Origin of the sequence: Pseudomonas sp. MPDS, from assembly GCF_013283895.1 — a bacterium.
Classification (GTDB): domain Bacteria; phylum Pseudomonadota; class Gammaproteobacteria; order Pseudomonadales; family Pseudomonadaceae; genus Aquipseudomonas; species Aquipseudomonas rhizophila.
This window is the reverse complement of the sequence record NZ_CP054128.1, coordinates 6,188,498-6,213,959: the sequence shown is the minus strand read 5'-3', so window position 1 is coordinate 6,213,959 and position 25,462 is coordinate 6,188,498. Positions and strand designations below refer to the sequence as shown.

Here is a 25,462-nt window from a genome sequence, read left to right as displayed (position 1 = left end):
GACAGGGTCAGGGAGTCGTTTGCAAAATGGGCCGGCATTTTAACAGGCTCACAGAATTGTGCTGCTCTGTCCGACTTGTGACGCAACACTGCATTGTCATTTGCCGCTTTTGTTACTTTCACGCAGGATGTGGGGCGAATGGGCGTCCAGCGTTCGGCTTCGAGGGTAAGAAAAGCCGTCTGAAGCAAGTGTTTGAGAACCATTGGCATTGGTCATTAGCGGTCAGCAGGTCATAATGCCCTGCGCCTATTACCTTGCAGAGTCTAGGGAGTCAGCTTGTCAACGTCTGTCGAACCCTTGCGTTTGCTGCTATTGGCCGAAGAGCCGGTATGGTCAGCGATTTTGCGCGAGTGCCTGGCCCCCATGGGGCCGTCGGTCGTGTTGATCAGTGCTCCGAGCTGGGAGTCGGTCAGCAGCCTGTTCGAAGACAACCACAACGCGGTGCTGTTGACCGTCGCGGCGTTGCAGCCGGCACCCGGTCGTTGCCGTTTGCCGACGGTCCTGTTGCTCGAGCACGAGCCCACCACTGCACCTGATGGTGTCAGCGATTGGCTGGTACGTGATGTGCTCGATGGCGCCACTCTGCGCCGTTGCCTGCGCCATGTGCGCGAGCGCGGAGTGCTGGAAAACACGCTGCAGCGGCTTGCCGAACAGGATCCGCTGACCGGCATCGCCAATCGCCAGGGCTTCCAGACCCTGCTGGCGGCGCGCCTGGCGGAAAACGAAGGCCGTGGCCTGGCGCTCGGGCATCTGGATCTGGATAACTTCCGTCATGCCAACGATGCCCTCGGCCACCAGGCCGGTGACCGTTTGATCCTGCAAGTAGTATCGAGGCTCAAAGGTTCGCTTGAAGCCGGCGATCAACTGGCGCGCTTGGGCAGCGACGAATTTGCGCTGCTGATCGACACCCGCCGGGCGCCTCAGCGGGCTGAGTGGATGGCCGAGCGCATCACCGAAGCCATGGCCGAACCTTATTGGGTCGATGGTGAAAGCCTGCTGATCGGTTGCAGCCTGGGGATCGCCCACGCTCGCGCCCAGGCCGGCGCGGACCCGCTGATGTGGCACGCCCATATCGCCATGCAGCAGGCCAAGAGCACCCAGGGCTGCACCTTTCATATCTTCAACGAACGCATCAATCGTAACGCCCGCAGCCTCGCCGACCTGGAGAGCGAGTTGCGTCGGGCGCTGCGGCGCGACGAGCTGGAGTTGCATTACCAACCCCGGCTGAGCCTCGATGGCGGCACCATCGTCGGCCTCGAAGCCCTGGTGCGCTGGCGTCATAACGAACGCGGGCTATTGCCTCCCAGTGAGTTCGTGCCACTGGCCGAACAGAGCGGGCTGATCGTACCGCTGGGCTACTGGGTGATTTCCCGGGCATTGCGGGACATGCAGGCGCTGCGTGAAAGGGGATTGGCGCCCCTGCACATGGCGGTCAACCTGTCGTTCCGGCAGTTCCAGGACAGCCAGTTGCTGCCGACCCTGAGCCGCCTGATCGCCGAACGCGGTGTCGAGGCGCAGTGGTTGGAATTCGAACTCACCGAAACCGCCGTCATGCGCCGCAGCGAACTGGTCAAGCAGACCATGGACGCCCTGGGTCGCCTGGGGGTGCGCTTTTCCCTGGACGATTTCGGCACCGGCTTCTCCTCGTTCGTGCACCTCAACAGCCTGCCCATCGCCTTGCTCAAGATCGACAAGAGCTTCGTGGGTGGCATGGAGCAGCGCGAGGAAAATCGCAAATTGGTCCATGCGATGATCAACCTGGCCCACAACCTCAACCTGGAAGTGGTGGCCGAGGGCGTGGAAACCCGGGAGCAACTGGATTTGCTGCGCGGTTACGGCTGCGACCAGGTGCAGGGCTTTTTGATCAGCAAGCCGTTGCCCCTGGCGGAACTGGTGGAATACCTGACGTTTGACGGCAGCCAGCAGTCGGTGCTGGAAATCGGCTGACACCAAGCCTTGTGGGAGCGAGCCTGCTCCCGCATGGGATTTCAGTCGGCCTGGACAGTTTCAAAGCCCTGGTGCCGCAGAGGCTCACTGCGGATCATTCGCTTCATCTTCCACTCAAATGCCAGGGTCAGGCTCACCGCCGCGCAGGCCAGACCAAGGGCCAGGCCCCACCAGACGCCGGTCGGGCCCCAGTGCAGATGGAAGGCCATCCACCATGCCGCCGGTGCGCCAATCAGCCAATAACAGCCCAGGCCCACCAGGAAGGTGGTCTTGGCGTCCTTGAGCCCACGGATACAGCCCATGGCAATGGTTTGCGCACCGTCGAACAGCTCGAACCACGCCGCTACCGCCAACAGGCTCACCGCCAGCTCGATTACTCCGCGAAACGCCGGATCGTCGTGGTCCAGGAACAAGCCGACCAATGGGTTTGGCAGCAACCAGAACACCATCGCGAACGCCAGCATGACCGCTGCGCCGAAGCCAATTCCGACCCGACCGGCCAGCCGTGCCATCAGCAGTTGCCCGGCGCCATAGTGCTGGCCGATGCGCATGGTGATCGCATATGACATTCCCGCCGGGACCATGAATGCCACCGAGACAATCTGCAGAGCGATCTGGTGCGCTGCCAATGGCGTGCTGCCCATGGTGCCGATGCACAGCGCGGCGAACGCGAACAGCCCGACTTCCACTGCGTAAGTGCCGCCAATGGGCAGACCCAGGCGCCACAGTTCCTTGAGGTACTGGCGATTGGGCCGCGACAGACCATTGAGCAACGGATAAGCGCGGTAGGCTTGATGCCGGTGAATATGCCAGGCCAGGGCCAGAGCCATGCAGTTGGCGACGATGGCCGTGACCAGGCCGATTCCCATCAGGCCCAGTTTTGGCAGGCCGAACATGCCGGTGATCAGTGCGTAATTGAGCAGGAAGTTGGCCACCGTGCCGCCGAGACTGATCACCATCACTGGGGTAGCCCGGCCAATGGCGCTGGTAAAGCCGCGCAGGGCCATGAAACTCAGATAGCCGGGCAGGGCGAATGGCAGCACCAGCAGGAACTGGCCGGCGGCCAGGACATTGGTTTCGGTCTGGCCGAACAGCAACAGTACCGGCTTGAGGTTCCACAACAGGAGCCCGGCCACCAACCCCATCAACCAGGCCAGCCACAACCCGGCCTGAGTCAGTCGGGTGGCGCCTTCGACATCACCGGCACCCTGCCGAATCGCCACCAACGTGCCCACCGCGGCGATCACACCGATGCAGAAAATCGACACGAATGAATAGGTCGCCGCTCCGAGCCCGCCGCCTGCCAGGGCCTCGGGACTCAGGCGCGCCATCATCAGGGTGTCGGTCAGGACCATCAGCATGTGCGCCAACTGCGAGGCAATCAACGGCCCTGCCAGCCGCAGGATAGCCCACAGTTCGATTCGCACCGGATGCCGCATGATCATCACACTCCATGTTCAAACAAGGCTGTAAAACGGCGATTCTCGGCGCTCTCAGCGGTTTGCACAAAAGGATAAAAGCGATCACTGGCATGATTAAAACTCATGCTGATAACTTTCTGATAGGGTGCGTAAATATCGCCATAGGAGCTTTTCCCGATGTCTCGTCGTCTCCCTCCTCTTTATGCGTTACGGGCATTCGAAGCGGCGGCGCGATACAGCTCGTTCACCCGGGCGGCCGAAGAACTATCGATTACTCAAAGTGCCGTCAGCCGGCATATTCGTACACTCGAAGAGCACTTTGCCTGTCGGCTGTTCCAGCGCAGTGGTCGCAACCTGCAGTTGACCGAAGCGGCGCGGTTGCTGCTACCGGGCGTGCGTGAGGGTTTCATGGCGCTGGAACGGGCCTGTCATACCTTGCACGGCGAAGATGGCATCCTGCGCATGAAGGCGCCGTCCACTTTGACCATGCGTTGGCTGTTGGCGCGCCTGAGCCGCTTCCGGCATCTTCAGCCCGGCAATGAAGTGCAACTGACCAGCGCCTGGATGGACGTCGATTCAGTGGACTTCAACACCGAGCCTTTCGATTGCGCGGTATTACTGGGCAACGGGCATTTTCCTAGCGACTGGGAGGCAAGCTTGCTGTTTCCCGAGGAGCTGATTCCGGTAGGCGCACCGAACCTGTTGAACGACCAGCCCTGGGATGTGGCGCGGTTGGCCAGCGCAGAATTGCTGCATCCCACGCCGGACCGTCGTGATTGGCGCAACTGGCTTTCGCGCATGGGTCTGTCCGATCAGGTCTCGCTCAAGGGCGGGCAGGTGTTCGATACGCTGGAACTGGGCATGATCGCCGCGGCGCGCGGCTACGGCGTGTCCATGGGTGATCTGTTGATGGTGGCCGAGGACGTGGCCCAAGGGCGCTTGAGTCTGCCATGGCCTACCGCCGTCGCCAGCGGCGAGCACTATTACCTCGTCTGGCCGAAAACCCGTCCAGGAGGTGAACGTTTGCGCCGTCTGAGCGATTTTCTCCAGGGCGAAGTGAAGGCCATGCAATTACCCGACGTAAAGCGTCTGGGCTGAATCGTTGAAGCGCCCGTGCTAGCCACTTGGCATTATTCCTTCCAAAGCGCTCAAGTATTCGGTTTCGCCGCCGAATGTGTGGGAGTAGTACTTTCGTATTAGAAAGGGACTGCCTACATATCACCCGAATAAAATTGCCGAGTGTGCGACGTGATCAGGATGATCCGGTCACTTGGCTAGGAGCCGTCATGTCTCAACCTCGTGCCCGAATCGCCTCACAGCTGGGCCTAGCCCTTGCCGTGATACTGGCGATCGTGATCTCCGGCAGCACCGTCTTTGCCCTGCGCTCGCTGGACTCCGCCAACCTCGCGACCCGTGAAGAACACCTGGCCAGCGAAGCGCGCCTGATGGCCGACCAGCTCAATACGTTCCATGGCACCCTGCGTGAAAGCACGCAGCGATTGAGCGGGCTGTTCGATAAACGTTTCAGCGCAGGCCTGAGCGTTCACCCGGATGAGCCGGTCGCGGTGGCAGGCGTGCAGGCTCCAACCCTGAGACTGGGCAGCGAAGTGCTGAACAACAACTTCAAGGAAGTTGATGAGTTCAGGCAGACGACCGCCGGAGTGGCGACAGTGTTCGTGCGTAGCGGCGACGATTTCATCCGCGTGAGCACTTCCTTGACCAAGCAGGACGGTTCGCGGGCGATCGGCACCTTGCTCGACCGTGCCGGCCCGGCTTATGCCCCGGTCATGAGTGGGCAGAGCTACATTGGTCGGGCCCTGCTTTTCGGGCGCTTCTACATGTCGCAGTACACCCCCGTACGCGATAGCAGCGGTAAGATCATTGCCGTGTTGTATGTGGGATTCGATTACACCGACGCACAGAACGCCCAGTTCGAGAACCTCAAGCGCTTCCGTATCGGTCAGACCGGTTCGCTGGCGGTACTGGATGAGCAAAACAAATGGTTGGTTCCGCCAGCGGGTGTGCAGGCGCTGGAGCAGGCGACCGGGACCATCAAGGAGTTGGTCAAGAAGCCAGGCAAAGGTGTGTTCTGGAGCGATACCGCTGAAGATTTCTACAGCGTTGCCGTGCCGTTCGAGGACGGTCCGTGGGCGGTGGTGGCGAGCATGCCGAAAGCCGAGATTCGCGCCGTGACCTGGAGTGTTGGTACGCAACTGGCTATCGGCAGCTTGCTGGCCATGTTGCTGGCCGTGGGCTCGGCGGTGTGGCTGCTGCGCAGCAAACTGGCCCCGCTGGGCGATCTGGTGCGCCAGGCCGAGGCGCTGGGCGCCGGCGACCTGAGCGTGCGTCTGAATGTGTCGAGCCACGACGAAATCGGTCAGTTGGCCCGTGCGTTCAACCAGATGAGCCAGGCCCTGTCGACCATGGTCGAACATATCCGCAAGGCCTCGCAAGAGGTCAACAGCCGCGCCCAGGCCCTGTCCGGGTTGTCCAGCGGGGCCTATGAGGGCATGGAGCAGCAGTCCGGCGAAATCACCAGCATGGCTGGCGCAGTGGAAGAGTTCAGCGCGACCTCGTTGAACATCGCCGATAACATGGGCAATACCGAACGCCTGGCCCAGGATAACGCCCAGCAAACCCGCATCGGTCGTACGTCGATGGATGAAGCATCCTCGTCGCTGGAGCAAATTGCTGGCGCACTGAACAGCACTGCCACGGTCATCAACACCTTGGGCCAGCGCTCCCAGGAAATCGGCGGCATCGTCGGGGTGATCACCTCGATCGCCGAGCAGACCAACCTGCTGGCGCTCAACGCGGCCATCGAAGCCGCCCGTGCGGGTGAGCAGGGTCGGGGCTTTGCCGTAGTGGCTGACGAAGTTCGTAGCCTGGCGTCCCGTACCCGTCAGGCCACTGACGAAATTTCCGGCATGATCAATAGCATCCAGCAGGAAACCGGTAACGCCATCAGTACGATGGAGAAAGGCAACTTGTTGATGCAAGAAGGCTTGTCGCGCAATGCCAATGTGGCCTCGGCCCTGGCGCGCATCGACGAGCAAAGCCGTTCGGCAGGCCAGCAATTCGCGGCGATCACCACCGCCACTCAGGAGCAAAGCAGCACCGCGACCCTGCTCAGCAGCAACCTGCAAAGCATCGCCATGGCCAACAGCGAACAGCGCGAAGTGGTCTCGAACCTGGCGATCACCGCCAAGGAACTGGAAAAACTGGCGCAGGACCTGCGCAAAGAGGTTGACCGGTTCCGCTGAGGCGTCCTGCAGACTCATCGCGAGCAAGTTCACCCCAGATCCCTCTGGGAGCGGGCTTGCTCGCGACAACAGTGGCATAGCCAACATCCCCGCCACTGATCCACCGCTATCGCGAGCAGGCTCGCTCCCACAGAAGCTGGCGGCGAACGAAGATTTTGCGGCCATCCCCGACCAGTGTGGGAGCGAGCTTGCTCGCGAAGGCGTCGGCATAGCCGACATCCCCGCCACTGACCCACCGCTATCGCGAGCAGGCTCGCTCCCACAGAAGCTGGCGGCGAACGAAGATTTTGCGGCCATCCCCGATCAGTGTGGAGCGAGCTTGCTCGCGAAGGCGTCGGCATAGCCGACATCCCCGCCACTGACCCACCGCTATCGCGAGCAGGCTCGCTCCCACAGAGGCTTGGCGGCGAACGGGCGTTTGCGGTTTTCAAGGTTATCGCTGTTTTTAAGCTTGCTGAAACGTTTCTTCAAGTCTATAAAAACCGCACAACTCCAAGAAAAGGCTGCCCTTATGACTCCGCTCAAACTTGTCATTGCCCTCAGCGCCCTGGGCGCTACGTCCCACGCCATGGCCTGGGATTACGTCCTGCTCGACACCGATAAAGCCGCTCAGCCCTGGAAAATCACCAGCCAGCAGCTAGGCGTGAAAACCGACAAGCCGTTTTCCGTGACAATGCGCACCCTGCATGGCGGTCGGCAGGAAGGCGTCAGCATCGTCGATATCGACAACGGTACGATGAAGCTCTCGGTCGTCCCGACGCGGGGCATGAACGTGCTGCAGGCCTCGGTCGGTGAAGTGCGTATGGGCTGGGATTCGCCGGTCAAGGAAGTGGTCAATCCGTCGTTCATCGAGCTCAATGGTCGCGGTGGACTGGGCTGGCTCGAAGGCTTCAACGAGCTGGTGACCCGCTGTGGCTACGAATGGGTCGGCCATCCCGGTATGGACAATGGCGAGCTGCTGACGCTGCATGGCCGCGCCGCCAACATCCCGGCCAACAAAGTGACGCTGCACATCGATGAAAAACCGCCTTATGCGATTACTCTGCGGGGCGAGCTGAAGGAGCAAGCGTTCAAGAAGGTCGATTTCTCGGTACAAACCGAACTGCTGACCGAGCCCGGCAGCGTGAGCTTCGCACTCAAGGACACGCTGACCAACAACGGCGACTATCCGAAGGAATACCAAGCGCTTTACCACAGCAATTTCAGTACACCGTTCCTGGAGCAGGGGGCTCGCTTCGCGGCGCCGGTCAAGCAGGTCTCGCCGTTCAACGACAAGGCCAAGGGCGATCTGGCGGATTGGCAAACCTACCGAGGGCCAACCAAGGACTACGACGAAACCGTCTACAACGTCGTGCCTTATGCCGATGCCAAGGGCGACACCCTCACCGTGCTGCACAACAAGGCCGGTAGCCTCGGTGTATCGGTGGGCTTCAACACCGGCACGCTCCCCGTGTTCTCCCTGTGGAAAAACACCGATACCCAAGGTCAGGGTTACGTGACCGGGCTGGAGCCGGGCACCAGTTTTTCCTATAACCGCCGGTATCAACGGCCACTGGGCCTGGTGCCCACCATCGCGCCAAAAGAGCACAAGCAGTTCCAGATCCACTACAGCCTGTTGGCGGATAAAGGTGCCGTGGATAAAGCCCTCAAACGTATCGATGAAATCCAGGGCGCCCAGCAAACCGAAGTACGAAATACGCCGCTGGTGGACCTGAGCAAGCCATGATGCCCATCAGGGCGTGGCGGGCCGGTATTGCAATGCTTCGGCCAAGTGCTCCCGACTGATTCGATCCGCTTGCTCAAGGTCCGCTAGCGTACGGGCGACCTTGAGCAGGCGGTGGGCAGCTCGCAGCGACAGGGTCAGTCGTTCGCAGGCGGTTTCCAGCCAGGTTTCATCGGTTGTGGATAACTTGCAATGCCGACGCAACCCCGGCAGATCCAGGAACGCGTTGGCACAGCCCTGGCGCTTTTGCTGGCGTTCGCGGGCCTCGGCCACTTGCTCGGCTACGGTAGCCGTATCCGCACCGGATTCGCTTTTTGGGCTCAACGCCGTGGCTTCCCGGGCGACGGTCAGGTGCAGGTCGATGCGGTCCAGTAAGGGGCCGGAGAGTTTATTGCGGTAGCGCTGCACCATGTCCGGCGTACACGAGCATCGGCCACTGGTCTCGCCAAGGTATCCACAGGGGCAGGGATTCATCGCCGCCACCAACTGAAAACGCGCCGGAAAGCGCACCCGGTCACGAGCGCGCGAAACCACGATGTGGCCCGATTGCGGATTCCATGACCATCCGGACACCCATTCCACCAACATCCGGACACTGATTCCACGCTGATCCGGACACTCATTCCACAAGCATCCGGACACCGATTCCACGGCCATCCGGACACTTTGAGGCAGGCAGCAACGCAGGATTATTCACTACCATCGGCCTCTTTTATCGAAGCGAAGAGGTCGTCGTGGAGCGTTTATCCATGCGTAAAATCCGAGAGGTACTACGCCTAAAGTTCGACGCCGGCCTGTCCGTGCGCAAGATCGCCGCCAGCTTATCCATCGGCCATTCGAGTGCAGGAGATTACCTTTGCCGGTTCGCCGCAAGTGGGCTTCAGTGGCCCATCGATATTTCTGATGCGGAGCTGAATCGACGGCTGTTTCCACCGGCAGTGCCGGTGCCCACCGACCAGCGCCCGATGCCTGACTGGGCGTGGGTACACGCGGAGTTGCGCCGCCCCGGCGTCACTCTGGCCTTGCTCTGGCAGGAATATCGACTCGCTCACCCGCAAGGCTTCCAATACAGCTGGTTCTGCGAGCACTACCGCCTTTGGGCCGCCAAGGTCGACGTGGTCATGCGCCAGGAGCATCGTGCTGGCGAAAAGCTGTTCGTCGATTACTCCGGGCAAACAGCGCCGGTCATCGACCGGCAAACCGGCGAGATCCGCCAGGCGCAGATCTTCGTCGCCGTTCTCGGCGCGTCCAGCTACACCTTTGCCGAGGCCACCTGGTCGCAGAAACTGCCCGACTGGCTGGGCTCGCACGTCCGATGTTTTGCTTTTTTCGGCGGCACAACGCAGATCTTGGTGCCCGATAATCTGCGCAGTGGCGTGACTAAAGCGCACCGTTACGAGCCGGATATCAACCCCAGCTACCGCGATCTGGCCGAGCATTACGGCGTCGCCGTCTTGCCTGCTCGCTCGCGCAAGCCCAAGGACAAAGCCAAGGTCGAAGTCGGCGTGCAAGTGGTCGAACGCTGGATCCTGGCGGTGCTGCGCAACCGGCAGTTCTTCTCGTTGGGCGAACTCAACACAGCCATCGCGCTGCTGCTGGATCGCCTCAACCACAAGCCCTTCAAAAAGCTGCCCGGCTCACGCCGGTCAGCCTTCGAGGCCCTCGACCAACCGGCCCTGCAAGGGCTGCCGGAACACCCTTACGTCTATGCCGAATGGAAAAAAGTGCGCGTCCACATCGACTATCACGTCGAGGTCGATGGCCACTTCTACTCGGTGCCGTACCAACTAGTGAAGCACCAACTCGAAGTACGACTCACCGCCCAGACCGTCGAGTGCTTCCACGCCAACCAGCGCGTGGCCAGCCACCTTCGCTCACAGCACAAAGGCCGCCACACCACCCAAACCGAGCACATGCCCAAGAGCCACCGCGAGCACGCCGAATGGACTCCACAACGGTTGATCCGCTGGGCCGAGCAGACAGGGCCGAACACCGCTGGCGTTATCGCCTACATCCTCGAACGCCGAATCCATCCGCAGCACGGCTTCCGCGCCTGCCTGGGCATCCTGCGCCTGAGCAAACAGCACGGCGAAGAGCGGCTGGAAGCCGCTTGCCAGCGTGCGCTAGCACTGGGAGCGTGCAGTTACAAGAGCCTTGAATCGATCCTGCGCCAAGGGCTGGAGCGGCTGCCGCTGGCCCAGCAAAACCTGCCGCTGCTGCCCGACGAGCACATCAACCTGCGCGGCCCCGGCTACTACCACTGACCTGAAAAAGGAGCATCAAAATGCTACCGAACCCGACCCTGGACAAGCTACAAACCCTGCGCCTGCACGGCATGATCAAGTCGCTGGGCGAGCAACACGCAACGCCCGATATCAATGATCTCAGCTTCGACGAACGCTTCGGTCTGATGGTCGATCGCGAGCTGACCGAGCGCGAAGACGCCCGCCTGACCACTCGCCTCAAAGCAGCGCGGTTGCGCCATAACGCCTGCCTGGAAGACATCGACTACCGCAGCCCTCGTGGCCTGGACAAGGCGCTGATCCTGCAACTGGGCAGCGGCCAGTGGCTGCGCGACGGCCTGAACCTGATCATCGGCGGCCCAACCGGCGTAGGCAAAACCTGGCTCGCCTGCGCGCTGGCCCACAAGGCCTGCCGCGACGGCTACAGCGTGCGCTACCTGCGCCTGCCACGCTTGTTGGAGGAACTGGGCCTGGCCCACGGCGACGGCCGCTTCGCCAAACTGATGGCCGGCTATGCCAAGACTGACCTGCTGATCTTGGACGACTGGGGCCTGGCACCGTTTACCGCCGCGCAACGCCGCGACATGCTTGAGCTGCTGGACGACCGCTACGGCAACCGCTCGACACTGGTGACCAGCCAGATGCCGGTGGACAAATGGCATGCGCTGATCGGTGATCCGACCTTAGGCGATGCGATCCTCGACCGGCTGGTGCACAACGCATATAGGATCGAACTGAAGGGCGAATCGATGCGCAGGCGCGCAACGAAATTGACTGCAACCGGGACTTCAGACTAACAATGCGAACCTGCGTCGCTGCGCTCCGACTGCCTGTCCGAATGAGCGTGGAACGAGTGTCCGGATGTTCGTGGGCTGAGTGTCCGAATGGCGTGGAATCCGCAGCCCGATTCCAGCGGCTCCCTCAAGACCTCAAGAACCTTGCGGTCGAACTCCGGCATTTTGCTGTTTGAGACGTTAATCACAAAAAGTTGTCAAACATACGGTGATCAGCCCTCCGCTGTGATTAGTCGAGGTTCGCGTTCGGGTCAGGTGAGATGCAGGTTTCCAAGAAGCTCGTCGCCTCTCCGAAGTCAGGTACATCTATTCCGCGCTCATTTCCATTTCCGGACTTAAAGTGCCTAACCATGCGACAAGGCAAATTATGATGACTGCCATTAAAAACTCGAGTGTCATGCTGCGGCGCAAGGCATTGACCGCGGCAGAGTACTCTCCATTTCGAACTGACCGCTCCAATACCGGACTTAGGTGAAAGCGGTTCAGCGTGGCTAACACGATCATCCCGGCAAAGAGCAGGACCTTCAAAAATAGCAGTACACCGTACGTACTGAGCATCACTTCATCGAGATTTGGACCAACGACAAACAGATAATTCACTACGCCTGTGATGCTTATGATCACTACGATCACAGCGCCGGCCGATTCAAAACCAGTCAGCACCCGTGCAAGAATTCGAGCTTCTTGTTCGCCCTTTAGCGATTTCAACCTCAGCAGTAGAGCGAAAGCCAATAGAGCACCCAACCAGCCACCTGCGGCTAAAAGATGGAATATATCGGTGATGAAATGCCAGTAGCGTCGGCTGCCTTCATCCATGGCACCGTGCCCTGTCCAAGCCAACGTCGCCAACGCAATCGCTCCGCATACGGTGACGATCCAGAGACTGGGTGTCGGAAATCGCTTGTTCAACGCGACGCCAATAATTGCCATCACCAAGGCAGCTATTCGGACCATCCAAGTCAACCCGACGTCGGTCCCCATGAGGACCATTTCAAAAATATGGTGATGTAGCTCCATAAGCTCCGACACACCGCTCATTGCTTTCGCAAGCAACAACATGGCGACAAGGGATAGGGCTACACCTGCAACAGAAGTACCGTAAAGAAGCGACTCAAAATTCAAGACCGTGCCCGATACTCTTTCCTTTCCCCTGAGGCTGTATAAGCCGAAAATTGCCAATCCGAATAACAACATCAGGTCGAAATAGAGAGCAAAGCGAACCACAATATTTATTGAGTCGCTCATAAATCATTTCACTTTAAATGAGAAGTTGCCGGTGATCGGGTGAGTGTCCGAGGAGACAGCACGCCATTCAACTTTGTAGGTACCGGTGGTCAGAGGTGCTGCCGGTGTAATCACCATCGTTTTCGGATCACCGCCACCAGCGACGGCGGCCTTAACACCCATTGGGGAGTTTGGCATGCCAGGCATATCGGTCATGATCAGTTTTGCACCGGAAAACTGAGTGGTGAGATTCTCAGAAAAGTGCAGTTCAATTTTCGAAGGGGCCGCCGCATCCGAACCCTCTGCCGGAGTGGAAGAAAGGAGCTTTGGATGTGCTTGAGCAACTGCACTCAGAAGCAAACCAGCGGTAAGTGCAACAGCCACGGTCGTAGTTTTAAGGAATGACATGCAAGACTCCTCACAGCAAGAGCTGTTGATTCGAGGTTTGTTTGGGAATATCTAGTTTTTACTTTTCGGTTCTTGTTAAAACCACTGATGATTAGCTAGTAGCCTCCGTGTTCTAGGGCCGGTTGAACACGAAAAACTCACTAGGCCCCAACGTCACAGTGCAAGAACACGATGCCACACGAACGCAAACTGTTCGATTACATTTCAGTCAGCTTGAGGCGGTGTTTGGCCTCGAATTGGCGGGCGTAGCGAAACTTAAAGACGAGACCGCGTGCCCGCAATACTAGGGTTTTCACTCATTCAAAAATAACGAAAGTGGAACGCGGGGCGCAGGCTGGGAGATCGCCGTTGATCACAAATGCACCGTTGATCAGCTGACCTTCAAGTCAACACGAGGAAACTCCAGATGAAAGGCCGTTTTTCCATCAAAGGACGTACACCATATCTTGCCATCATGCGCTTCAATTATTGATCGGGTAATCGACAGACCTAGCCCCGCATTGCTTGGACTGCCTTCTCGCCGAGCTGGGTCCACGCGGTAAAAGCGATCGAACAGCTTTTCGAGGTGTTCGGGAGCAATGGGCTCTCCATGGTTCTCCACAACGACCAATACCGACATCTCCTTCTGCCGAATATCGACACTGATGGACTTCCCTTCATAGGTGTAGCGCAGCGCATTTGAGAGCAGATTAGAAATGGCTCTGTGGAGCATAAGAACATCGCCTCGAACACTGCCACTTCCTGAAACTGTTAGCTCAATACCTCGCTCATCAGCCAACAGACGGTAGTATTCGAGCAATTTCTCTACGACTTCCACCAAATCTATCGGTTTGTTCTCGTGCGTGATCAGACCATTGTCAGACTTCGCCAGAAAAAGCATGTCATCGATCATTCGCCCCATACGCTTCAAATCATCAAGATTTGAGTACAGATTGTCTTCGTAGTCCTCGATGTTCCTTTTTCTAGAAAGCACCACTTCGGTGTGGGTCATCAAGTTGCTCACGGGGGTCCGTAGTTCGTGGGCAATGTCTGCGGAAAAGTTCGATAAACGGACAAATGCATCGTCGAGCCTAGACAACATTGCGTTAAATGACAGCACCATTTGCTGAAGTTCTTTGGGAACGGGTGCTAAGGGGATGCGCTCTTTGAGTGATTTTGCTGACATTGAGGCAGCGACCCGTGTGACCTGGCGAATAGGCCGCATACCACTGCTTGCGACCATCCAGCCCAGCGCCGCACTGACCAGCGCGCTGATCACCAGCCCTATCCAAAACCATCGCTCAAGCGTCTCGAAAAAGGACATATGCTGAGTAACGTCAAAGATCAACATGACGGTCAATGGCTTGTCTTGTCCCGTCACAATGGCTTGTGCCGTCACTCCACGGAACATCTGCTCTTGATCTCGCCACTCCCAGACGTTGTTGTTTGGGATTGTGCGGAATTCCTCCGGAACATCGACGGGACCGGGATCAGCAAACAGTAGTTTGCCACCACCATCGATTATCAGGGCAGTCAAATCACGGTGAGCGCCAAGCAGCGCCTCCAGCTCAGGCTTAACATCACTGAATTGATCAATGCTGTTCAATCCCGTCAGAATTCTTTGAGTCGAATGGAGTTTTTCGTTCAGCGCCTGCTGATCCAGCATCTTGAAGTGATGCCGGCTGAGGTTATTGAAACTGAGTCCGGCAACGGTGAGAACGGCTGTTACCGCGAGCATGAACATAAGGCTCATGCGAGCTGTCAGGGACATTCGGTTCATTCCGACTCCGAATCAGGTGCGTCGAGCATGTAACCCATTCCCCTTGAGGTATGAATCAACTTGACCTCAAAGTCGTCATCTATCTTGGCCCTCAACCTTCTCACTGCAACCTCGATAACGTTGGTATCGCTATCAAAGTTCATATCCCAAACCTGGGAGGCGATAAGTGACTTTGGCAGCACCTCCCCTCGACGTCGTAGCAACAGCTCAAGCAGCGCAAACTCTTTGGCTGTAAGGTCTATGCGCTTACCTCCACGAATGGCCCGACGCTTGAGTAGGTCCACCTCCAGATCAGCCAATTTCATATAGGTTTGCGAGGGAGCGCCGTTACCCCGACGCAGCAACGTTCTGACGCGAGCCAACAGTTCAGAAAATGCGAAGGGTTTGATCAGGTAATCATCTGCTCCGAGTTCAAGTCCTTTCACTCGATCTTCAACGCGGTCTCGCGCCGTGAGGAAGAGCACGGGAACATCTTTTCCGGATGCACGAACCTTCTGAAGTACTTCCCAGCCATCCAGCCCAGGCATCATGACGTCTAGAATCAGCAGGTCATAGGCCTCGCTCAAAGCGTGCTGAAGCGCCACTTGGCCATTGGTAAAGCGATCCACATTGAACCCCGCCTCCGTGAGTCCTTGCTCCAAATAGATACCTATTTTGGGTTCGTCTTCAGCAACCAGAAGTCTCATGAGGGTGGCTCTCGGATAATGATGAAGCGCAGTCTGCAACGAAACACGCCAGCCAACCAGCAACTGACAGAAAAGTAATATTGGCTTCAGGTAGATGTCAGCAAGCGCTGTCTAGGGTTCAAGCATGAGTACTTCCTGGTGCTCAAACCGACTCTTCAGCATGAAACGTTTGGGAGCCGGAAAACAATTCCATAAGGAGTTGCCCCATGAATCGCCTGAAAATGCTGTTTTTTGTGAGCTCAATACTCGTCTCAGCTTCTGTATGGGCTGAAAGTGGCGGAGACCGGGTGATAGAGCGTATGGAAGGCCTACGCGACAGGGCTGAAGCCGTACTGATCCAAGCTGAAAAAGCCCCTGAAGGACAGCGTCATGTCCACATGGCCGAGCATATGAAGATGCTCGGCGACATCATGAGCCAACTCCATAAAGATCATCCAGACGCCTCAATGTCACCCCAACAGCACCTGGCCTGGATGGAAAAGCACGACAAAATTGTCGACGACGTTTTGAGCCAAATGCAACGTGAGCACAAGCTGATGCTTTCAGAGAATCATCAGTGAAAACCGGCTTCCAAAGGGCTTTTTGAACAGTTCAGTTGACTACGGCGTCTTTGGACGCCGTGTTTTTTTGAAAACTGACAGAGATGTAGTGTTCAGGTCAGTTAACTGGCAGCTCCGTGTCTTTAGCATAGCCAGTGTTCCCACTCTTACTCTCGAGGTCACTATGAAAGCTAAGCTCGTTACCCCTGTCATCGCAGCAATCACTCTACTCTTCGGTGCTACGGCTATGGCCAGCGCAGGGCATGGGAAAGAGGACATCGGCCAGCCTGGCGTCGCCTCTGAGGTTACCCGTACGGTGGAGGTCGAAATGGGCGATATTTTCTTCAAACCTGAAAGCATCGACGTAAAGCCTGGTGAAACTATTCGATTTGTTCTCCGCAATAAGGGTTCGCTGCTGCACGAGTTCAACATCGGAAAAGCCGCTGCTCATGCAGCACACCAAAAAGAAATGGCAAGCATGTTCCAGAACGGGACGCTTAACCCCACCGGTACCGGGAAAACGATGAGCGGTATGGGCCACAGCATGGGTGGGATGAAGATGGTCGGAATGGAGCACAACGACCCGAACAGCGTCCTGATTGAGCCTGGCGCAACCCAAGAGCTGATCTGGACCTTCAACAACAGCACAGGCCTTCAGTTTGCCTGCAACGTGCCAGGGCATTATCAGTCAGGGATGGTTGGTCCGTTTGACCTGAAGTAATCCGGATCTGGCTGCTACACCGCTTCGACGCACGAGTTGGCTACGCTCTGTCGCAGAGATCACAGCAACACTTACACAGTGGAGTTTAGATCATGAATAAACATCAACATCCGGATGGAAACACCACCGCACCATTTTGGAGGCGCAAAACAGGCGTTGTACTAATCATGCTCATTGCGATTGGTGCCTTCTACGTGTTGCGGGAGCATTTCAGCCACGTTTATCCATTTTGGCCTTATCTGATTCTGTTGATCTGTCCATTGATGCATTTTTTTGGACATGGACATGGCGGACATAGCCATGGCGATCAGGCAGCAACCCACAAGGACAAAGAAGGGAAATAGCCATGCCTAACATATCGAGCCACCACGACCACAGTCACGCCCATGCTGCTCCGCTCAATGACGATGATCTACGTGACCCGGTGTGCGGAATGGCAGTCACTTCATCAAGTAAATTTGGTGAGGCTTATCAGGGACAGACGTATCAATTCTGTAGCCTGAAATGCCAGGAGAAGTTTCGAGCTGATCCTGAACGCTTCAGCGGTAATGTTTCGAGCGCCGAATCCCGCGTCACCACTCCAGAGTCTGCGGTACAAACAAGCACTGAGTTTACCTGTCCGATGCACCCGGAAATACGCCAGTCCGGACCCGGCAACTGCCCTAAATGTGGCATGACATTAGAGCCGGTCATGCCCGCGCTTGATGAAGAAGAAAATCCCGAACTCCGGGAATTCGCCCGCCGCTTTTGGTGGTCGCTGCCATTAACCGTGATAGTGACCGTGCTCGCCATGGCGGGACACTCGCTACAACTCCTCCATGGCTCGACCCAAAACTGGATCGAGTTCGCTCTGGCGACACCGGTGACTTTATGGGCAGGTTGGCCCTTTTTTGTAAGGGGCATAGCCTCTATTAGAAATCGCAGTCCAAACATGTGGACTTTGATTGGTTTGGGTACCGCCGCAGCCTACCTTTACAGCGTCATGGCTACGTTCTTACCCCAAAGCTTTCCCGCTACCTTTATGCAAGATGGACGTATCGGCGTCTACTTCGAAGCCGCCGCGGTTATCATCTCGCTCACCTTGCTTGGGCAGATTCTTGAGCTCAAAGCCCGATCGCAAACTTCCGCCGCCATTAAGTCCCTTCTCGGTCTATCACCCAAAACCGCACGCCGGATCAATGCCGATGGCCAAGAGGAAGACATTCCTCTCACCCATGTTCACCTAGGAGACCACTTGCGGGTCAGACCAGGTGAAAAGGTGCCCGTTGATGGCTCAGTACTGGAGGGTGAAAGTGCGGTGGATGAGTCCATGCTCACTGGCGAGCCAGTGCCAGTAATGAAGAGAGCTGGAGATAGCCTGATCGGCGCCACGCTGAATACACATGGGAGCTTGGTAATGGAGGCGCAGAAAGTCGGCGCCGAGACCATGCTGTCACAGATCGTACAGATGGTCGCTCGGGCTCAGCGCTCCAAAGCACCAATGCAACGAATGGCCGACTCGATTGCCGGCTACTTTGTGATGGGTGTTATCGCGATTGCGATACTGACATTTGTCGGTTGGGGGCTTTTTGGCCCTGAGCCCAGTTGGGTGTTTGGTCTGATCAACGCTGTCGCCGTGCTGATCATCGCTTGCCCCTGTGCGCTGGGTCTTGCTACGCCCATGTCGATCATGGTTTCGACAGGTAAAGCAGCCAGCATGGGCGTGCTGTTCAGGGATGCCAGTGCCATCGAAAACCTTTGCAAGATCGACACGCTGATTGTCGATAAGACAGGCACCCTGACAGAGGGACGGCCAGTGTTTCACAGTGTGGAGGCCACTCCCAGTTTCAATCCCCGCGATGTTCTTCATTTGGCTGCCAGCCTTGATCAGGGCAGCGAACATCCCTTGGCTCATGCAATCGTCGATCACGCCCGAACCGAGAACATTAAGCTCACCAAGCCAGAATCCTTTGAGTCTGGTTCAGGTATCGGGGTCAGTGGCATCGTTGATGGCAAGAAGATCCAGCTGGGGAACACCGCGTTGATGGAAGCCGCAGGCGTGAGCACTAAGCCCCTACAAGAGCGTGCAGAGTTGTTGCGACTTGATGGCATCAGCATCATCTACCTCGCAGTCGACGGGGTATTGGCAGGGTTGTTGGCAGTATCAGATCCAATTAAGCCGACCTCCAAAGAAGCAGTCACCAAGCTCAAGGCTGATGACATCAAAATTATCATGGCTACTGGCGACGGGCTCACCACCGCTCGGGCTGTCGCCAGGGAGATGGGGATTGAAGAAGTCCACGGTGAAGTGAAACCTCAGGACAAGGAACGTCTGGTCGCAGACCTCCAGCAATATGGCAGGAAGGTTGCCATGGCTGGTGACGGTATCAACGATGCACCGGCCCTGGCGCGAGCAGATGTGGGCATAGCCATGGGGACAGGGACTGACGTGGCGATGAATAGCGCGCAACTCACGCTGGTAAAAGGCGACCTGATGGGGATTGTACGAGCACGGGCTCTTTCGGTCGCAACAGTAAAAAACATGCGGCAAAATTTGGGTTTCGCCTTTCTTTACAACTCAATGGGCATTCCTCTTGCCGCAGGCTTGCTCTATCCACTGACGGGACATCTCCTGTCGCCAATGATCGCTGCCATAGCCATGAGCGTCAGTTCTGCATCTGTAGTTTTCAATGCATTGAGACTGAGGAATACCCGAATTGACTGAGCTTCAAAATTGCAGCGCAGTTGCCATGCGTTTGCATACGACCTGACCAGTCATTCGCATTTGACTGATCAGCGATTGAGAATTTGACCAACCAGACATCAAAGCTGAGGGGCTCATAACGACCCAAAGCGGTAAACCTGGGCAAGTGACTACCCATGTGCTTTCTTCAGTCCCTTCAAGCGCACATTCGCCCTTTGCACAGCGGCCATTTTTTCAGGCCGCTTCATGCGTTTCCATTTTCTGATGTCTTCCTTGCTTCGCCCACAGCTCACACACAGATCACCACTGAGTTGGCAAACTGAGATGCAGGGATTCTCGATTTCTTTAGCCATTGTCAGCCACCTTTGGAAACACGTGATTGAGTCAGGCGGGTGTTCCAGTCACCTCCGTGAGTTCGCTGACACTCCCCCTCAGAGTCGAAGCGGACGTTAAGGTCTGAAGGGATCAGCTCGATGTTGGCCTCATTCAACGCTAGGGCCGTCAACTCAAAGATGCGCGCCTTAGCGTTAACCAGGGCGCGCTTTCTGTCAGCTTGGGTTTCGAACACCCAGATTACCTTCAGGGTTTCAGCCAATGCGTTCAGGTCAGCTATGTGGGTGAGCCAGGTAAAGCCTTCGATTTCACCTTTTGCTGTTTCGCACGCTTCGGTGAGCGTGGTCATCAACCGACGTTCGATTCGTGCCAGTTCACGTTTCCCTGGAGGCATTGCGGGTTCCTTTGGAGACATTGGTGGGGAGGCGCTGAATCAGACAGGTCGAAACTCGACCGTCAGATGGCTGATTTCGTGGACCGGCTTGAGACGTTCACGAATTCTATCGGCGTTCGCAGTGGCCTCACCAAGGACGCTGACGATGGCCGCATGGGCTTGCGGTCCAATCCGCCAGACGTGCAAGTCCGTGATAGTGGCATCCCCCGGTTTCTCAACCAGTTCGCGGATTTCCTCGGCAACGTGTGCGTCTGTCTGATCCAGCAGTACTCCTGCGGTGGCCCCCATCAAGGTCCATGCCCAGCGCGCGATAACAATGGCGCCGACAATGCCCATGACCGGGTCTAGCCAAACCCAGCCGAGATACCGGCCGGCGAGCAGTGCAGCAATGGCCAGAACCGAAGTCAGCGCGTCTGCGATGACGTGGACGTAGGCCGATTTCAGGTTGTTGTCGTTCCCGTGATGGGCATGGCCGTGATCGTGATCGTGATCGTGATCGTGCCCATGACTGTGCCCGTGGCCCAGCAGCAAGGCACTGACAATGTTGACGATCAAACCGGCAATCGCGATGAGCGTAGCGGTGCCGAACTGAACTTCCGTTGGCTGCAAGAGGCGCATGACAGACTCAATGCCAATTCCCAGGGAGACCATACCGAGAATCAGTGCCGAGGCGAATCCGCCCAAGTCTCCAACCTTTCCGGTACCGAAACTGTAGCGCTGGCTGGAAGCATGGCGTTTTGCGTATCCGTAAGCGGCCGCCGCGATGCCCAATGCGCCGGCATGGGTTGCCATGTGGAAGCCATCGGCCAGTAACGCCATCGAACCCGTAATATAGCCGGCGGTGATCTCGCCAACCATCATCACCACCGTCAGTGCCACAACCCAAAGCGTACGCTTGGCATTTTCGTCGTGCGCTGAGCCAAGGAACACGTGGTCGTGTGTGTGATTGATGTTGGTGCTGCTCATGAGTGTGTACCTAGATGCGTTCACTTGGCGTAACGGCGAATGGCTTCAAGAAGCTCTTCGACGCCCTTGTTACGCTCTTCTTCGCTGAGCGCAGGGTTCGCGACATGCTCCCGCGCGTGGTCCTCGATGATTTCCTCCATTAAGCCGTTGATTGCTCCGCGAGTGGCAGCAACAAGGTGTAGTGTTTTTGCGCAATCGAGATCCGATTCCAATGCCCGTTCAACGGCTTGGATTTGTCCGGCTATGCGTTTTACGCGTTTGAGAAGATTTTCTTTGTTTGCTGCAATATGGCCCATTGGATACCCCCCCCTACCTATGTATTGCGCATGATAGGCATACCCCCTATACCTATGCAAGATCAGAGAGCGGAGAGAGCATCTACAGTCCCTGGCAGGAAAGAGGCTTCAAGTGCGAGCGAGGAGCGAGAGGAGCTGGAATGTCCGCCTCTGGCCGTTCTCTGCTGGCCATGGCCAAAAGAAGCGTACTGGTCGAATACGCTGCAAATGGTTGGTCAGGTCAAATGCAAACGGGTGGTTAAGTCTGCGCAACTACCCATCAATGACGCTCACAACCCGGAACACATAACTGTTGACCTTGCCGTCGTGTCAACGTTGATGCTGTGGGTGCGGTGAAAAGAGACCGCTCAGCACGAGAGGAATAACCATGTTCGTCTTAGATGTATCAGGCATTGGTTGCGGCAGTTGCGTCAGCAAAATCACCAAAGCGATTCAGTCACTGGACAACGAAGCTACTGTTTCCGTGGATCGGTCAGCCGGTAAGGTGAGTGTTGAAAGCAGCGAAAGCCCAGAGCAGATTCGTAAAGCTGTCGAGGCGTTAGGTTTTCCTTCCCAGATCAGCGCTTGAATGCTGGCACCTTTCCATGGTCAGAGCCCCTTATACAGGGGCTCCCCTTGGTTAACCCTCAGGGAGTACCGAAGCAGCCACGTCGGCCACAATTATCGCTCGCAAGCCCTTGCGCTACTAATCACCTCGGAGAGCTTTTAGCAAACCTTTGAATGCTCCATTCAACCTAGTAAAAGCGGCGTCGAAACGTATTCCATTTTCTGTGTACTTTGCGATCTCAACCTGCTGATCGACAGTATTTTGATCAATGGCAGGTTGAGCCGGTGTGCTGTAAAGCAAAGCACCTCCGTAAATATCACCTGCTGACTCTTGTTCGGTTATGTGTTTTACATTTGTTGTCTTCAAAAAAAACGGACTAGCAGCAGTTTCTTTTGTCTGGCTTGCAAGCACGGTAGAAAAATCTAAGTCTCGGGACTTGAAGTTCGGCGTATCAGCGTTTGCGATATTGTTACTCAAGATTTCAGCTCTTTGACTACGAAAAATTAACGCTCTTTCTGCGGAGCCAAGCGCTTTCTCAAAATTAATACTCACACTCAATCACCCTCAGTAGCGTTGCTATTTCCATGAGCATCGAACACTTAAGTGTTACGCGGTGCATCCAGGCTCACATTTGCAGTTCCAGTGCAGAAACTAAAAAAGCATCTGCACCTTGAAAGCTATCGGACACTTACAATGTTAAGCGCCTCAACTGATACTCAGTAAATAGCGGTGTAACGTTGGAAGATCGAGACCTTACGGATTAAATAGCGTGTTGCTCAAGAGAAATATCGCAACCTGACACAACTGTAATATTGGCCTAAGGTTCCTGACAGGGTATGAGTCTTATAGTCCTATTGAGCCTTAAGCTCTCCCCTAAGAATCGTCACTTGATGTGGATTCGAGGGTTATCAATACTCATCCGAGGAAATTCAAATGAACCCCATCAAAACTTTGTTCGTCATCGCAGCCCTGACCGTCTCTTCTTTGGCTATGGCTGAAGGCGGTGGTGACCGGGCGTTCGCACGTATGGAAGTGGCTAGGAATAATTCGATGGAGTCGTACCAAATAGCTCAAACGCAAAGCTCCCAACCTCCCGTCGCAGAAAGCCAAGCCAAAGCGATGGACCACAAGAAATGCTAAATAGCTGGGTACATTCCCAAGCTGACAGAAATGTAATCACTGTGGTGGTTTAAATGTGGCAATTTCTGAGCTCGCTTGCCGTAAGAGTTCGTTTTTTTTGACGGTGGGCGAAGCTCATCCGGGCAACTCATTGGTTGTTTCGTACGGCTTCCCTTTTGACTGATTGGACATAAACGGCATGCATTCCAAAACCTCTAGGCGGACATTCGTTAAAGGCCTGGCCGCTGGTGGCATTCTTGGCGGCCTTGGTCTGTGGCGCACTCCTGTATGGGCAGTGACCAGTCCTGGTCTGCCGAGCGTTCTCACCGGCAACGAATTTGATCTGTTTATTGGTGAAACCCCTGTAAACATAACTGGCTCGCCGCGCACAGCCATGACCATCAATGGTTCGTTGCCCGGACCTTTGCTGCGCTGGCGCGAAGGCGAGACGGTCACACTGCGTGTGAAAAATCGCCTAGACCAAGACACCTCCATTCATTGGCACGGGATCATTCTGCCCGCCAACATGGATGGTGTACCGGGTTTGAGTTTCCATGGCATCGCGCCCGATGGGATGTATGAGTACAAATTCAAGGTGCATCAGAACGGTACGTACTGGTACCACAGCCACTCCGGTTTGCAGGAGCAGGCAGGCGTTTACGGTCCAATCGTCATCGACTCGAAAGAGCCTGAACCTTTCCAGTACAACCGCGACTATGTGGTGATGTTGACTGACTGGACTGATGAAGATCCTAGTCGCGTCATGGCCAAGCTCAAGAAGCAATCGGACTACTACAACCACCACAAACGGACCGTGGGCGACTTTATCGACGACGTCGGTAAGCAAGGTTGGTCTGCTGCCGTGGCCGACCGGAAGATGTGGGCTGAAATGAAAATGAACCCCACTGATCTCGCAGACGTCAGTGGGGATACTTACACCTATCTCATGAATGGCCAGGCGCCTAACGGTAACTGGACCGGTATTTTCAAGCAGGGCGAGAAGCTGCGCCTGCGCTTTATCAACGGCTCAGCTATGAGCTACTTCGACGTCCGCATCCCTGGTTTGAAAATGACCGTTGTGGCGGCCGACGGCCAACATGTCAAACCAGTCAGCGTCGATGAGTTCCGCATCGCCGTGGCAGAAACGTATGACGTGATCGTAGAACCTGCCAGCGAAGAGGCTTACACAATCTTCGCCCAGTCCATGGATAGAACCGGTTATGCACGTGGAACCTTGGCAGTTCGCGAAGGATTAAAGGCACAGGTACCTGCGATCGATCCTCGGCCGCTTTTGACCATGGATGACATGGGTATGGGCGGTATGGCGGGCATGGACCATGGCAGCATGGCTGGTATGGGCGGCGGCGATATGAAACAAGGTGACATGTCAGGCATGGCTGGCATGGACCACAGCAAGATGACGGGAATGGACCAAAGTGATATGACCGGGATGACCGGCATGGACAGCGGTGACATGACTAACATGGCCGGTATGGACCACAGCAAGATGGCGGGAATGGACAAAGGCGGTATGTCCAACATGGCCGGCATGGACCACAGCAAGATGGCGGGAATGGACAAAGGCGACATGTCCAACATGGCCGGCATGGATCACAGCAAGATGGCAGGGATGGGCGGTATGGGTGGCGAAATGCAAACTCATCCAGCCTCCGAAACCAATAACCCCTTGGTTGACATGCAAGCCATGAGCCCAACGCCAAAGCTAAACGATCCAGGCATCGGTTTACGGAACAATGGTCGTCGAGTGCTCACCTACTCTGATCTGAAAAGCACGTTCCAAGACCCTGACGGCCGCGAGCCCAATCGCACCATTGAGCTTCATCTGACCGGTCACATGGAGAAGTTTTCGTGGTCCTTCAACGGAATCAAATTTTCTGACGCCGAGCCGCTTCGTCTGAAGTATGGGGAGCGTCTTCGCATCACCCTGGTGAACGACACCATGATGACCCATCCCATCCACCTTCACGGCATGTGGAGCGACCTTGAAGATGAGAACGGCAAGTTCATGGTGCGCAAGCACACAATCGACATGCCACCAGGTACCAAGCGCAGCTATCGAGTCACCGCCGATGCTTTAGGTCGCTGGGCCTATCACTGCCACCTGCTTTTCCATATGGAAATGGGCATGTTCCGTGAAGTACGGGTTGATGAGTAAAGGAGACGATCTGTGAGCACATACCTAAATCGTAAATCGCTAGTCGGTTGCCTCTTTGCCATCGGCTTGATGGGTGGACTCTCGTCCGTGGCGCTGGCAGTCGAAGATAGCAGTGATCATTCGCCTGCTACTCCTGCGAAAGAAACGAGCAAGCCTGCAACTGCGACAAACGAGTCAAAGCCCGATCACGGGTCAATGGACCACAGCAAGATGAGCCATG

Annotated in this window: 23 protein-coding genes and 1 pseudogene; 13 read left to right on the top strand and 11 right to left on the bottom strand. The window is 56.4% G+C overall.

From position 1 onward, the window contains the following. Positions 1-276 precede the first annotated feature (276 nt). Positions 277-1,947, top strand: coding sequence for a putative bifunctional diguanylate cyclase/phosphodiesterase (locus HQ912_RS27650; protein WP_047226145.1), 1,671 nt, complete (start codon positions 277-279; stop codon positions 1,945-1,947). Positions 1,948-1,988: 41 nt separating this feature from the next. On the opposite strand, the gene HQ912_RS27645 is transcribed toward HQ912_RS27650, so the two are convergent. Continuing rightward, the gene (locus HQ912_RS27645; RefSeq protein WP_047226196.1) at positions 1,989-3,386 is read right to left on the bottom strand and encodes a NorM family multidrug efflux MATE transporter; all 1,398 of its coding nucleotides are present in this window, start codon (positions 3,384-3,386) and stop codon (positions 1,989-1,991) included. Between the two features lie 159 nt (positions 3,387-3,545). Here HQ912_RS27645 and HQ912_RS27640 point away from each other — a divergent pair, with 159 nt between their 5' ends. The 3 genes from HQ912_RS27640 to HQ912_RS27630 all read left to right on the top strand — a co-directional run bounded on the left by HQ912_RS27640 (position 3,546) and on the right by HQ912_RS27630 (position 8,357). Beyond that, on the top strand, positions 3,546-4,466 hold the full coding sequence (locus HQ912_RS27640) for a LysR substrate-binding domain-containing protein (protein ID WP_047226144.1): 921 nt from the start codon (positions 3,546-3,548) through the stop codon (positions 4,464-4,466). Positions 4,467-4,654: 188 nt separating this feature from the next. After that, positions 4,655-6,631: a methyl-accepting chemotaxis protein gene (locus tag HQ912_RS27635; protein WP_047226143.1), complete on the top strand. Its 1,977-nt coding sequence runs from the start codon at positions 4,655-4,657 to the stop codon at positions 6,629-6,631. Positions 6,632-7,142: 511 nt separating this feature from the next. After that, complete coding sequence (locus HQ912_RS27630) at positions 7,143-8,357, top strand: aldose 1-epimerase family protein (protein WP_047226142.1); 1,215 nt, start codon at positions 7,143-7,145, stop codon at positions 8,355-8,357. Between the two features lie 6 nt (positions 8,358-8,363). Here HQ912_RS27630 and HQ912_RS27625 read toward each other — a convergent pair. Next, a pseudogene (locus HQ912_RS27625) lies at positions 8,364-8,903 on the bottom strand (ATP-binding protein); the annotation flags it as partial. Between the two features lie 200 nt (positions 8,904-9,103). Here HQ912_RS27625 and istA point away from each other — a divergent pair. Next, positions 9,104-10,618, top strand: coding sequence for an IS21-like element ISPsy14 family transposase (gene istA, locus HQ912_RS27620; RefSeq protein ID WP_173406361.1), 1,515 nt, complete (start codon positions 9,104-9,106; stop codon positions 10,616-10,618). A gap of 20 nt (positions 10,619-10,638) precedes the next feature. Continuing rightward, positions 10,639-11,394, top strand: coding sequence for an IS21-like element ISPsy14 family helper ATPase IstB (gene istB, locus HQ912_RS27615; RefSeq protein ID WP_173406362.1), 756 nt, complete (start codon positions 10,639-10,641; stop codon positions 11,392-11,394). Positions 11,395-11,697: 303 nt separating this feature from the next. Here the strand turns inward: istB and copD are convergent, their stop codons facing one another. The 4 genes from copD to HQ912_RS27595 form a co-directional block, all read right to left on the bottom strand. Next, positions 11,698-12,636, bottom strand: a complete 939-nt coding sequence (gene copD / locus HQ912_RS27610; RefSeq protein WP_090401459.1) for a copper homeostasis membrane protein CopD — start codon at positions 12,634-12,636, stop codon at positions 11,698-11,700. A gap of 3 nt (positions 12,637-12,639) precedes the next feature. Beyond that, the gene (gene copC, locus HQ912_RS27605) at positions 12,640-13,023 is read right to left on the bottom strand and encodes a copper homeostasis periplasmic binding protein CopC (protein ID WP_017737057.1); all 384 of its coding nucleotides are present in this window, start codon (positions 13,021-13,023) and stop codon (positions 12,640-12,642) included. Between the two features lie 370 nt (positions 13,024-13,393). After that, positions 13,394-14,782 carry a heavy metal sensor histidine kinase gene (locus HQ912_RS27600; protein WP_090401460.1) on the bottom strand — a complete coding sequence of 463 codons (1,389 nt, stop codon included), beginning with the start codon at positions 14,780-14,782 and terminating at the stop codon, positions 13,394-13,396. Beyond that, positions 14,779-15,468 (bottom strand): heavy metal response regulator transcription factor, encoded by a 690-nt coding sequence (locus HQ912_RS27595; RefSeq protein ID WP_017737055.1) that lies wholly within the window; start codon positions 15,466-15,468, stop codon positions 14,779-14,781. Before HQ912_RS27595 ends, HQ912_RS27600 begins: the two co-directional genes overlap by 4 nt. Positions 15,469-15,674: 206 nt before the next feature. On the opposite strand from HQ912_RS27595, the gene HQ912_RS27590 reads away from it, so the two are divergent. The 4 genes from HQ912_RS27590 (at position 15,675) to HQ912_RS27575 (ending at position 19,432) form a co-directional block, all read left to right on the top strand. Continuing rightward, on the top strand, positions 15,675-16,028 hold the full coding sequence (locus HQ912_RS27590) for a co-regulatory protein PtrA N-terminal domain-containing protein (RefSeq protein WP_024078227.1): 354 nt from the start codon (positions 15,675-15,677) through the stop codon (positions 16,026-16,028). Positions 16,029-16,191: 163 nt separating this feature from the next. Then, positions 16,192-16,728, top strand: a complete 537-nt coding sequence (locus tag HQ912_RS27585) for a plastocyanin/azurin family copper-binding protein (RefSeq protein WP_090401461.1) — start codon at positions 16,192-16,194, stop codon at positions 16,726-16,728. A 92-nt stretch (positions 16,729-16,820) separates the two neighbouring features. Continuing rightward, positions 16,821-17,072 carry a DUF2933 domain-containing protein gene (locus HQ912_RS27580; protein WP_090401462.1) on the top strand — a complete coding sequence of 84 codons (252 nt, stop codon included), beginning with the start codon at positions 16,821-16,823 and terminating at the stop codon, positions 17,070-17,072. Positions 17,073-17,074: 2 nt separating this feature from the next. Further along, complete coding sequence (locus HQ912_RS27575; RefSeq protein ID WP_090401463.1) at positions 17,075-19,432, top strand: heavy metal translocating P-type ATPase; 2,358 nt, start codon at positions 17,075-17,077, stop codon at positions 19,430-19,432. A gap of 149 nt (positions 19,433-19,581) precedes the next feature. Here HQ912_RS27575 and HQ912_RS27570 read toward each other — a convergent pair whose 3' ends face one another. The 4 genes from HQ912_RS27570 to HQ912_RS27555 are packed head-to-tail and all read right to left on the bottom strand — an operon-like array spanning position 19,582 to position 21,400. After that, complete coding sequence (locus HQ912_RS27570) at positions 19,582-19,764, bottom strand: DUF1289 domain-containing protein (protein ID WP_050683282.1); 183 nt, start codon at positions 19,762-19,764, stop codon at positions 19,582-19,584. A 2-nt stretch (positions 19,765-19,766) separates the two neighbouring features. Continuing rightward, positions 19,767-20,138 carry a hypothetical protein gene (locus HQ912_RS27565; RefSeq protein ID WP_090401464.1) on the bottom strand — a complete coding sequence of 124 codons (372 nt, stop codon included), beginning with the start codon at positions 20,136-20,138 and terminating at the stop codon, positions 19,767-19,769. A gap of 39 nt (positions 20,139-20,177) precedes the next feature. Beyond that, positions 20,178-21,104, bottom strand: coding sequence for a CDF family Co(II)/Ni(II) efflux transporter DmeF (gene dmeF, locus HQ912_RS27560; RefSeq protein WP_090401465.1), 927 nt, complete (start codon positions 21,102-21,104; stop codon positions 20,178-20,180). A 20-nt stretch (positions 21,105-21,124) separates the two neighbouring features. Continuing rightward, entirely contained in the window at positions 21,125-21,400 is a 276-nt protein-coding gene (locus tag HQ912_RS27555; protein WP_050683285.1) for a metal/formaldehyde-sensitive transcriptional repressor, read from the bottom strand. Between the two features lie 367 nt (positions 21,401-21,767). Between HQ912_RS27555 and HQ912_RS27550 the strand changes: the two genes are divergently transcribed. Further along, on the top strand, positions 21,768-21,968 hold the full coding sequence (locus HQ912_RS27550; RefSeq protein WP_019821359.1) for a heavy-metal-associated domain-containing protein: 201 nt from the start codon (positions 21,768-21,770) through the stop codon (positions 21,966-21,968). Between the two features lie 117 nt (positions 21,969-22,085). Here HQ912_RS27550 and flgB read toward each other — a convergent pair whose 3' ends face one another. After that, positions 22,086-22,499, bottom strand: coding sequence for a flagellar basal body rod protein FlgB (gene flgB / locus HQ912_RS27545; RefSeq protein ID WP_090401466.1), 414 nt, complete (start codon positions 22,497-22,499; stop codon positions 22,086-22,088). A gap of 381 nt (positions 22,500-22,880) precedes the next feature. Here flgB and HQ912_RS27540 point away from each other — a divergent pair, with 381 nt between their 5' ends. Next, positions 22,881-23,087, top strand: coding sequence for a co-regulatory protein PtrA N-terminal domain-containing protein (locus tag HQ912_RS27540; protein ID WP_090401467.1), 207 nt, complete (start codon positions 22,881-22,883; stop codon positions 23,085-23,087). A 178-nt stretch (positions 23,088-23,265) separates the two neighbouring features. Next, the gene (locus HQ912_RS27535) at positions 23,266-25,242 is read left to right on the top strand and encodes a copper resistance system multicopper oxidase (RefSeq protein ID WP_090401468.1); all 1,977 of its coding nucleotides are present in this window, start codon (positions 23,266-23,268) and stop codon (positions 25,240-25,242) included. Positions 25,243-25,462 lie beyond the last annotated feature (220 nt).